At 62.2% G+C, this 10,537-nt stretch carries 6 protein-coding genes; all 6 read right to left on the bottom strand.

The annotated features are described in order from the left end of the window. Positions 1–38: 38 nt before the first annotated feature. A complete protein-coding gene (locus NCS67_RS06610; RefSeq protein WP_250434743.1) occupies positions 39–1,538 on the bottom strand; it encodes an efflux transporter outer membrane subunit in 1,500 nt (499 codons plus the stop codon). Next, complete coding sequence (locus tag NCS67_RS06615) at positions 1,538–2,746, bottom strand: efflux RND transporter periplasmic adaptor subunit (RefSeq protein WP_008349563.1); 1,209 nt, start codon at positions 2,744–2,746, stop codon at positions 1,538–1,540. Before NCS67_RS06615 ends, NCS67_RS06610 begins: the two co-directional genes overlap by 1 nt. Positions 2,747–2,773: 27 nt before the next feature. Continuing rightward, positions 2,774–5,962, bottom strand: a complete 3,189-nt coding sequence (locus NCS67_RS06620; protein WP_250434744.1) for an efflux RND transporter permease subunit — start codon at positions 5,960–5,962, stop codon at positions 2,774–2,776. A 254-nt stretch (positions 5,963–6,216) separates the two neighbouring features. Next, a complete protein-coding gene (gene paaK, locus NCS67_RS06625) occupies positions 6,217–7,557 on the bottom strand; it encodes a phenylacetate--CoA ligase PaaK (RefSeq protein ID WP_250434747.1) in 1,341 nt (446 codons plus the stop codon). Positions 7,558–7,590: 33 nt separating this feature from the next. Beyond that, entirely contained in the window at positions 7,591–9,105 is a 1,515-nt protein-coding gene (locus NCS67_RS06630) for a 3-hydroxyacyl-CoA dehydrogenase (protein ID WP_250434749.1), read from the bottom strand. A gap of 13 nt (positions 9,106–9,118) precedes the next feature. Continuing rightward, the gene (gene pcaF / locus NCS67_RS06635) at positions 9,119–10,321 is read right to left on the bottom strand and encodes a 3-oxoadipyl-CoA thiolase (protein ID WP_250434751.1); all 1,203 of its coding nucleotides are present in this window, start codon (positions 10,319–10,321) and stop codon (positions 9,119–9,121) included. Positions 10,322–10,537 lie beyond the last annotated feature (216 nt).

Consider the following 10,537-nt stretch of genomic DNA (forward strand, 5'->3'; position numbering starts at 1 on the left):
GCGATGGCATTTTGCATGCATCGCGCATAGCACAGAATTCAATCGCGGCGCGACACTTCCTCCGGACTCGGCAATTCGGCGGTGGTCCACCCTCCGCCCAGCGCCTTCACGAGAGCGACGCTCGCCGCCATGCGGCGCCGCTCGATACGCACCGCCGTGCGTTGATCCGACAGCACGATTGCCTGCGTCACCACCACGCTCAGATACGTGATCGCGCCGTTCTCGTAGCGATTGCTGACCTTGCCGAGCGCGCGCTCGGCGGCATCGACGGCATCGCGTTGTGCTTCGCTTTCGCGGCGCAGCACTTCCAGCGCATTCAGGTTGTCTTCCACTTGCCCGAACGCGGTCAGCACGGTTTGCCGATAATCGGCGACCTTCTCGTCGTAGTCAGCGCGCGCCGCATCGCGAGCCGCCGCGCGACCGCCGAAGTCCAGCACCGTGAATGCGAGCTGTGGCCCGAGCGACCAGAATCGGCTCGGCGCTTCGAGCCATGAGCTGAAGCGCGTCGCCTCGAGACCGCCCGTCGCGGCGAGCAGAAGGTTCGGAAAGAACGCCGCCGTCGCCACGCCGACGCGCGCATTCGCCTCGGCCACGCGCCGCTCCGCCGCCGCGATATCCGGCCTGCGCTCGAGCAACGCGGACGGCACGCCGGGCGGCAGCACCGCGAGCGCCGCCGACGGATGCGGTGAATGCGCTTCGTTGAGCGGCGCGACATCGAGCGTAAAACTCGACGGACTCTCGCCGACGAGAATCGCGATCGCATTGACGAGGCTCGTTCGCGTGGTCTCCAGATCGATGAATTGCGCCTGCGTCGCGCGCAGTTGCTCTTCGGCCTGCGCGACATCCGATTCCGCCGCGACGCCGCCCGCAAAACGATCGCGTGTGAGCGCGAGCGCCTTCTCATAGGCTTGCAGCGTCGCCTGCAACAGCCGTTCTTCTTCGACGATGCCGCGCAAATCGAAGTAGTCGGTCGCGAGTTCGGCCTGCATCGACAGAATCGCGCTGTGCAGATCCGCGGCGCTCGCCTGCGCTTCTGCGCGGCCACCTTCGACAGCACGCGAGATGCGGCCCCAGAGATCCGGCTCCCACGAGATCTGTGCGTCGATCAGATAGTCGGGCACGGTCACGCCCGCGCTCGATTTGTACAAGACGTTCGACGATACCCGCGACTGATTGAATGCGGCATTCGCCGTGATGGTCGGAAAGTACGCCGAACGCGCCTGCGCGGCCGCTGCACGCGCTCCACGAAAACGCGCGGCGGCCGCGGCCACGGTCTGATTCGCTGTCGCGACACGTTCTTCGAGCGCGTTCAATTGCGGATCGCCATAGACTTCCCACCACGGCGCGCGCGGCTTCGCATCGGCGGGTTGCGCAGGCTTCCAGTCTTGCGATGCCGACGCAGGCGCATCGAGCGGCATCTGCGACTTGTACGCAGCAGGCGTAGAAGTTTCGGGCCGCACGTAATCCGGCCCGACGGCGCAGCCGCCCAATGCCGCGATAGTTAGGTATGCAACTAATTCGAGCGATGCGCGCCTCATCACGACTCGCTTCCTTCAGCCTTCGCTGCACCACCGCTCGCGGCGTCGCTTGAACCCGCGCGGCCGATACGCACCGCCGCGCCATCGATGATCGAATCGGGCGGATTGACGATCACGCGCTCATCGCCATTCAATCCGGAGACGATCGACACACGCGTGCCGTAGTCGGTGCCGAGCGTGATCGGCAGAAGCTTCACGCGGTTGTTCGCATCGACGCTCGCGGCATGCACGCCATCCGGACGGAACAACAGCGCATTGCCGGGCAGCGTGTATGAAGGACTCGCGCTCGTGAGACGAAAGCGCACTTGCGCATACGCGCCCGCAAGCAATTCGCCCGCCGGATTCTTCACATCGACTTCGACGCGCATCGTGCGCGCGACGGGATCGACCGCGCCCGCGGTACGCACCGTGACGCCGTCGAACTTGCGATTGCGCTCTTCGTTGAGCAGCAACTCCGCGGGCAAACCCACCGTGATCATCCGCGCATACGCTTGCGGCACATCGACGAACACACGCAACGTCGACGCATCCTGAATGTGGAAGAGCTCGCGGCCGGCGGCGCCGCTGCCGGCGTCGATCAACTGACCGACATCGGTGTTGCGCGCGGTGACGACGCCATCGAAGGGTGCATAGATCTTCTGGAACGACACGAGTTGTTCGAGCCGCGACACGTTCGCCTGCGCCGCGTTCAGCGCCGCTTCCTTCGCGAGCATGTCGCCGTTCTTTTCATCGGTCTCCTGGCGCGACACCGAGTTGTTCTTCAGCATCTGCGCCCAGCGCTCAGCGGTCGTCTTCGCAAGCAGATAGTTCGCGCGCGCGGTTTGCGCATCGGCACGCGCCTGACGAAGCTGATCGTTGATTTCGGGCGCATCGATCTCCGCGAGCAACTGGCCCTTCTTCACCTTCGTGCCGATATCGACGGTCCAGCGCTTCAGATACCCATTGGTGCGCGCGAAGATCGGCGCATCGGAGAACGCGCGGATATCGCCTGCGAGCACGAGATCCTGCGAGGCCTTCATGCGCGTCGGCTTGATGACCTCGACCGTCTGCAAGCCGTGCTCGTTCGCATCGCGTTCGAGTTCCGCGTGCGCAGCGCGGCGCGACAGGATTCCCTGCGCGATGAGCGCGACGACGACCACGAGCGCGATCACGAGCCATAAGCGCCCTCGCCGCCTGTTGCCCGATCGTTGCGACAACTGCTCTTCCATTCTTGCTCCGCCCGCTGTTCGATTGTTTTATTGCGCCGCTTTCCGTGCCGCCGCGCCCGGTCCCTTGCCGCGTGCTTCCATGCGCCGATAGACGATCGAAAACACGACCGGCACGAAGAACAGCGTTGCGATGGTGCCGACCATCAGGCCGCCGATCACCGCCCGCCCGAGCGGCGCATTCTGCTCGCCGCCTTCACCGAGCCCGATCGCCATCGGCACCATGCCGATCATCATCGCGAGCGCGGTCATCAGCACCGGCCTGAAACGCGTATAGCCCGCTTCCAGCGCGGAGCGCACTGCGTCGCCATGTTCGGCGAGCGCGGCGCGCGCGAAGCTCACCACGAGAATGCTGTTTGCCGTCGCGATGCCTATGCACATGATCGCGCCGGTCAATGCGGGAATCGACAACGTCGTATGCGTCAGGAACAACGTCCACACGATGCCCGCGAGCGCGCCCGGCAATGCGGTGATGATGATGAACGGATCGAGCCACGACTGGAAGTTCACGACGATCAGCAAGTACACCAGCACAACCGCGAGAATGAGGCCGAGTGCGAGACCCGAAAACGATCCGTTCATCGTCTCGACCTGGCCGCGCATTTCGATCGTCGAGCCTTTGGGCAACTCGCCGCGCGCTTCGTCGATGATGCGTTGCACGTCGTCCGCCACTGCGCCGAGATCGCGCCGCTCGGTGGTCGCATAGAGATTGATGGTGGTCTGCGCGTTGTAGTGATAGACGACCGCATCGCGCGCGCTGCGCGAAAGCGTTGCGAGCGCGCCGAGAATATTGGTCTTGCCGCTCGACGATGTCACCGGAATGTTCGCCACCGATTGCAGCGAGTTCATGTCGTATTGCGGCGCCGTCGTGATGACGTTATAGCTCACGCCATTCACCGGATTGAGCCAGAACGTGGGCGTCGTCTGCTGACTGCCCGACAGCGTGATGAGCAGGTTGTTCGCGACATCGCGCTGCGTGAAGCCCGCTTGCAACGCCTTCGTGCGATCGACCTCGACGTTGATCGCAGGCAGATCGGATGGCTGCTGGATGCGCGCATCGACGAGACCCGGCACGCGGCGAATCTTTTCCAGCATGCGATTCGCCAGCGCGCGATTGCCGCGCACATCGCGTCCGGTGATCGCTATATCGATCGGCGCGGGCACGCCGAAGTTGAGAATCTGACTCACGATATCGGCGGGCAGGAATGAAAACGTCACGCCGGGAAACTCCTGCGGCAGGCGCTTTCGCAACTCGTGGATATAGCCTTCTGTCGGCGCGTGATCTTCGTTGAGGCTGATGAGCACGTCGGCATCGGCGGAACTGACCGTGCCCGTGTTGTTGTACGAGAGATTGATACCCGATACCGGCAAGCCCATGTTGTCGATGATCGAGCGAATCTCGCCGCGCGGAATCAGTTGCCTGATGCGTGCATCGACGCGATCCGTCAGCGCCGCCGTTTCCTCGATGCGCGTGCCCGTCTTCGCGCGCATATGCAGCGCGATCACGCCTGAATCGATCGACGGAAAGAAGTCGCGCCCGAGGAACGGCGCAAGCCCGAGCGACAGCAGGCAGCACAGCAGAAACAACGAAGCGAAGCGGCCCGGTTGCGCGAGCTGCGCTTCGAGAAAGCGTCGATAGCGATGGCGCACGGACTCGAAATGACGCTCGAATGCGAGATGAATCCGCACGAACGGATTGCGCGAGCCTTTCATCGATTCGACATCGCCGCCCATGTGCTCGTGATGACGCAACAGATACTTCGCAAGCGTCGGGATCAGCGTGCGCGAGAAGAAGTACGACGCGAGCATCGCGAACACGACGGCTTCGGCCATCGGCACGAACAGGTAATGCGCGACGCCCGTCAGCAGGAACATCGGAATGAACACGATGCAGATAGAGAGCGTCGACACGAGCGTCGGCACGGCGATTTGCTGCGCGCCATCGAGAATCGCATGCTCCAGTTCCTTGCCCTGCTCCAGATTCTGGCTGATGTTTTCGATTGCAACTGTCGCGTCGTCGACGAGGATACCGACCGCGAGCGCGAGGCCGCCGAGCGTCATGATGTTGATCGTCTGCCCGATCGCGGAGAGCGCGACGATCGACGTCAGCATCGAAAGCGGTATCGAGATCGCGATGATGAGCGTCGCACGCCAGCTTCCCAGAAACAGCAGCACCATCAGCGCAGTCAGGCCCGCTGCGATCACCGCTTCACGCAGCACGCCCGACACCGACGCGCGCACGAAGAGCGATTGATCCGCAACGGGCTCGATCTTCAGCGACTCGGGCACCATGCCGCGCAAGGTGGGCAACAGGTTCTTCACGCGCGCGACGATATCGAGCGTCGATGCATTGCCGCTCTTGTTGATCGTGAGTAAGGAAGCGCGGGTGCCGTCCACCCGCACGATATTGGTTTGCGGCTGGAAGCCGTCGCGCACATGCGCGACGTCCTTGATATAGATCGTGCCGCCAGGACCGGTGCGGATCGGTATGTCGTTGAGTCCTTCGATCGAGCCCGGACTCGCGTTCAGGCCGACCGAGTATTCCGTTGCGCCGATCTTCGTCGTGCCCGTCGGCAGAATCAGATTCTGCGCGCTGATTGCATTGACCACGTCCGTCGGCGCGAGGTTCTTCGCCTGCAGCTTGCGCGAATCGATATCGACCATGATCTGCCGCTGCTTGCCGCCATAAGGCAATGGCACCGAAGCGCCTTGCACGGTCGCGAGCTGCGTCTTCAGAAAGCTATTGCCGAAGTCGTAGAGCTGCTGTTCGCTGAGTTCCGACGACGACAACGCGAGCCGCAGAATCGGCACCGTCGATGCATTGAAGCGCAAGATATTCGGCGGCGTGATGCCGGGCGGCAGCGAGCGCAATTGCGTTTGCGAGAGCGCGGTAATCTCGGCGATAGCTTCATCGACATTCGCATTAGGCTGAAAGTAGATGCGAATGACCGCAATGCCCGGCAGCGATTCCGACTCGATGTGCTCGATGTCGTTGACCGCCACCGACAACCCGCGCTCGTAATTGAGCGTGATGCGGCGCTCCATTTGATCGGGCGGCAGGCCCGTATAAGACCAGATAACGCTGACAACGGGAATATCGATATTCGGAAAGATATCGGTCGGCGTCCGCACGATGACGAGCGGACCGATGATCAGCAAGAGCAACGACAGGACGATGAATGTGTACGGGCGCTTCAGCGCGAGTCTGACAATCCACATCTAGGTTTCGCCTGCCCCGTTCGTTGTTCGTTATTCGAATGCTATGCGACGACACTGCGCCCGCAGACGCAAATGCACTCGATACGATGACACAACTGAAGCTTACAAAACAATTTGCGCAAACGGTTGCGAGGGTTTTTGCGGAATGATTTCTGCAGAAGAATGCGGGGCCGCACCGAAAACGGAACGCGCGTTCCAATTGTTGGAAATAAATTGCGCCTCGCAGAGCGCGAGGCGCTTGGCGATGCGGAAAGTTATGCCGCTACGGGACGAAGATCGAGTACGCGCTTGGCCTTGCCGGTTGCCGTCGTCGGCAGTTCGCCGGAATCGAGCACGCGCACTTGCGTCGATACGCCGACCATCGTCTTGACGCGATGCTGAAGTTCGCGCGAGAGACCGGCGCGGTCGCTCTCGTTCAGCGTTGCGCAGACATCCGGGCGTGCTTCGACTGAGACGGACAGCGAATCCATGTGGCCGTCGCGCGACACGCACAACTGATACTGGCCGCTCAGGCGCGGAATCGCAAGGATCAACTCTTCGATCTGGCTCGGGAACACATTGACGCCGCGAATGATAAGCATGTCATCCGAGCGGCCCGTGATCTTCGCGAGGCGACGCATCGAGCGCGCGCTCGGCGGCAGCAACGAAGTGAGATCGCGCGTGCGGTAACGGATCATCGGCATCGCTTCCTTCGTGAGCGAAGTGAAGACCAGTTCGCCCGTGCTGCCTTCCGGAAGCACTTCGCCCGTCACGGGATCGATAATCTCGGGATAGAAATGATCTTCCCAGATCGTCGGGCCAGCCTTCGTCTCGATGCATTCACACGCAACGCCCGGACCCATGATTTCCGAGAGGCCGTAGATGTCGAGTGCCTGTATGCCCGCACGCGTTTCGATCTCGCTGCGCAATCCCTGGCTCCAGGGCTCGGCGCCGAAGATGCCGATCTTGAGCGACGTGTTCGCCGGGTCCATGCCCTGCCGTGTCATTTCATCGAGCAGATTCAGCATGTACGACGGCGTGACGAGAATGATCTTCGGCGCGAAATCGCGGATCAGTTGAACCTGCTTTTCGGTCTGACCGCCTGACATCGGCACCACCATGCAGCCCAGACGTTCGGCGCCGTAGTGAATGCCGAGACCGCCGGTGAAGAGACCATAGCCGAACGCATTGTGCAGCGTGTCGCCTCTGCGCCCACCAGCAGCTCTGATTGAACGCGCCGTGACGTTGGCCCACGTGTCGATGTCTTTCGCGGTATAGCCGACCACCGTCGGCTTGCCCGTCGTGCCGCTCGATGCATGCACGCGCACGACCTGATCGCGCGGCACGGCGAAGAGCCCGAAGGGATAGTTGTCGCGTAGGTCGGTTTTCGTCGTGGTCGGAAAACGCGCGAGATCGGATAGCTCGCGCAGGTCGTCTGGATGCACGCCCGCAGCGTCGAAAGCACGGCGATAGTGTGCGACGTTTTCATAGGCGTGACGCAACGTCCACTTCAGGCGTTCGAGTTGCAGTGCCTGAAGCTCGTCCCGGCTCGCGCGCTCGATCGGTTCCAGTTCGCTTTGCTGTGCAATGGATTGAACCACGGTTGTCTCCTGCATGAATGCTCGATGAATGAATGATGCGTCTTCGCTTCAGTGAAAGCGCTGGCCCGAATAACGCAATGCCGCGATGAGCGGCGATGCGCGATAACGGTCTTCGCCGTAATGCGCAGCGAGATGAAGCAGCACGTCGTGAACGCGGCCGATGCCGATGCGTTCGCCCCACGCGAGCGGTCCGAGCGGATAGTTCACGCCCTTCTCCATCGCGAGGTCGAGATCGGCGCTCGTGCAAACGCCTTGATTCACGGCGTCGGCCGCTTCGTTGACGAGCATCGCGACGGTTCGCATCACGGTCATGCCGGCGACATCGTTCAATGGCACGACTGCATAACCGGCTTGCGCCAATGCGCCGGCTGCCGCAGCGTAGGCTTCGCCGGAGCATTGACGCGCGTGCGTGAGCGCCACGCTTTGCGCGTTCGCATAGTCGAGCGCGAGATCGATCAACACGATGTTGTCGATGCCGAGCGCATGCGCGCGTTCCGTCGCCGTGCGTCCATCGGTAAGGAAAAGATACGCATCATCGATTTGTGCGATCAGCCCGGGCATGTCGTTTCTAGCGACGCTCGCCGGCGCGATGCGCGCTTGCAGGCGTTCGTATAAAGGCACGCTTTCTCCGAGCACGATCTTCGAAGGCGTATGAGCATTCGTTTCGATGCGCGCGACAGGCTTCGCGGCATCAGCGCCATAGTCATAAAAGCCACGGCCGGTCTTGCGACCAAGAAAGCCCGCGTTCACCAATTCCTGCTGAATCAGCGAAGGCGTGAAGCGCGGATCGTTGAAGTACGCGTTGAACACCGATTGCGTCACGGCGAAATTCACGTCGTGGCCGATCAAGTCCATCAACTCGAATGGACCCATTCTGAAGCCGCCCGAATCGCGCATGACGGCATCGATGGAAGCGGCGTCAGCGCCCTGCTCGTTGAGCACGCGCAAGCCTTCCGCATAGAACGGCCGAGCCACGCGATTGACGATGAATCCCGGCGTCGATTTTGCATGTACCGGCGTCTTGCCCCACGCCGCGGCTGTGGCATACACGGTTTGTGCGACCGCATCGGATGTTGCGAGTCCGTGCACGACTTCGACGAGGGCCATGAGCGGTGCCGGATTGAAGAAGTGCATCCCGACCACGCGCGACGGATGCTTCAAGGGCGCCGCGATCGCGGTGATCGAAATGGATGACGTGTTCGTCGCGAGCATGCACTCGTGCGTCACGATGCTTTCGAGCTCGATGAACAGCGCGCGCTTGAGCTCGAGACGTTCCGCAATGGCTTCGATGACAAGCGATGCCGTGCGCAAGTCAGCGAGACTCGTAACGACGCGCACGCGATCGATTGCTTGCTGTCCTGCGGACTCTTCGAGGTTCTTCTTGTCGATCAGGCGCTGCACGTTCGCCGCGATTGCATTGCGCGCCTTGTCGAGCGCTTTCGCATCGAGATCGTAAAGCAGCACGGTGTGCCCCGCGAGCGCTGCGACCTGGGCAATGCCTGCGCCCATCGCGCCGGCGCCGATCACGCCGACGATCGCCGATGTCTGAATGGCCTGTGTCATGTCGCCAGGTCCCTCAGACGCGCTCGATTGCGATCGCGATGCCCTGACCCACGCCGATGCACATCGTGCATAGCGCATGGCGCCCGTTGCGGCGCTCGAGTTCGTACATTGCGGTCGTGACGAGGCGCGCACCCGATGCGCCGAGCGGATGACCGAGCGCGATGGCGCCGCCATTCGGATTCACGCGCGGATCGTCCTCGGCAAGGCCCAGTTGACGAAGCACCGCGATGCCTTGCGATGCGAAGGCCTCGTTGAGTTCGATGACGTCGAACTGATCGAGCGTGAGGCCTGTACGTGCAAGCAGCTTCTTCGTCGCGGGCGCGGGACCGATGCCCATGATGCGCGGCTCGACACCCGCCGTCGCCATGCCGATGATGCGCGCTCGCGGCGTGAGTCCATGACGCCTCGCAGCATCCTCGTTCGCGATGATGAGCGCGCATGCGCCATCGTTCACGCCCGATGCGTTGCCCGCGGTCACGCTGCCGTCGGGACGCACGACGCCCTTCAGCTTCGCGAGCGATTCGAGCGAGGTCTCGCGCGGATGCTCGTCGCGATCGATCGCGATCGCTTCGCCCTTCTTTTGCGGCACATTCACCGCGACGATTTCCTGTGCGAGCGTGCCATCGGCCTGTGCGCGTGCCGCACGCTGCTGGCTGCGCAGCGCGAAGCGATCTTGCGCATCGCGCGAAATGTTGAAATCGACCGCGACGTTCTCCGCGGTCTCCGGCATCGAGTCGACTCCATATCGCACACGCATCGCGCGATTGATGAAACGCCAGCCGATGGTCGTATCGAAGATATCAGCCGAACGCGAGAATGCGCTCGATGCTTTACCCATCACGAAAGGCGCACGCGTCATGCTCTCGACGCCACCCGCAAAATACAGCGAACCGTCGCCGGCCTTGATCGCGCGCGCGGCACTGCCGACCGCGTCCATGCCCGAGCCGCACAGACGGTTGATCGTCGAGCCGGGCACGTCGATAGGCAAACCCGCGAGCAAGCTCGACATGCGCGCGACGTTGCGGTTATCTTCGCCAGCCTGATTCGCGCAGCCGTAGATCACATCGTCGATCTGCGTCCAGTCCACCGACGCGTTGCGCTTCATGAGCGCGGTGATGGGCACGGCGCCGAGATCGTCGGCGCGGACGTCCTTGAAAACGCCGCCGTAGCGGCCGAATGGAGTACGAATCGCGTCGCAAATGAAGGCTTCAGTCATGACAAGTCTCGATGTGGAGAATGATCGATCGCAGCGAAGCCGCGCAATAGTTGCATTGCTAACGACTTCGGCGCTTGAATAGATTTGGAATCGCTTCGGCTTCACGCGCATCGTTGCGATGCGCGACTTTCTAATGAATCGGGACGTCGCTTACCGCTCGTCGAAGCTCACAACCACGCGCTCGCTCACCGGATGGCACTGGCAGGTCAGCACGAA

The sequence above is a fragment of the Caballeronia sp. ATUFL_F2_KS9A genome (genome assembly GCF_023630765.1).
Taxonomy (GTDB): domain Bacteria; phylum Pseudomonadota; class Gammaproteobacteria; order Burkholderiales; family Burkholderiaceae; genus Caballeronia; species Caballeronia zhejiangensis.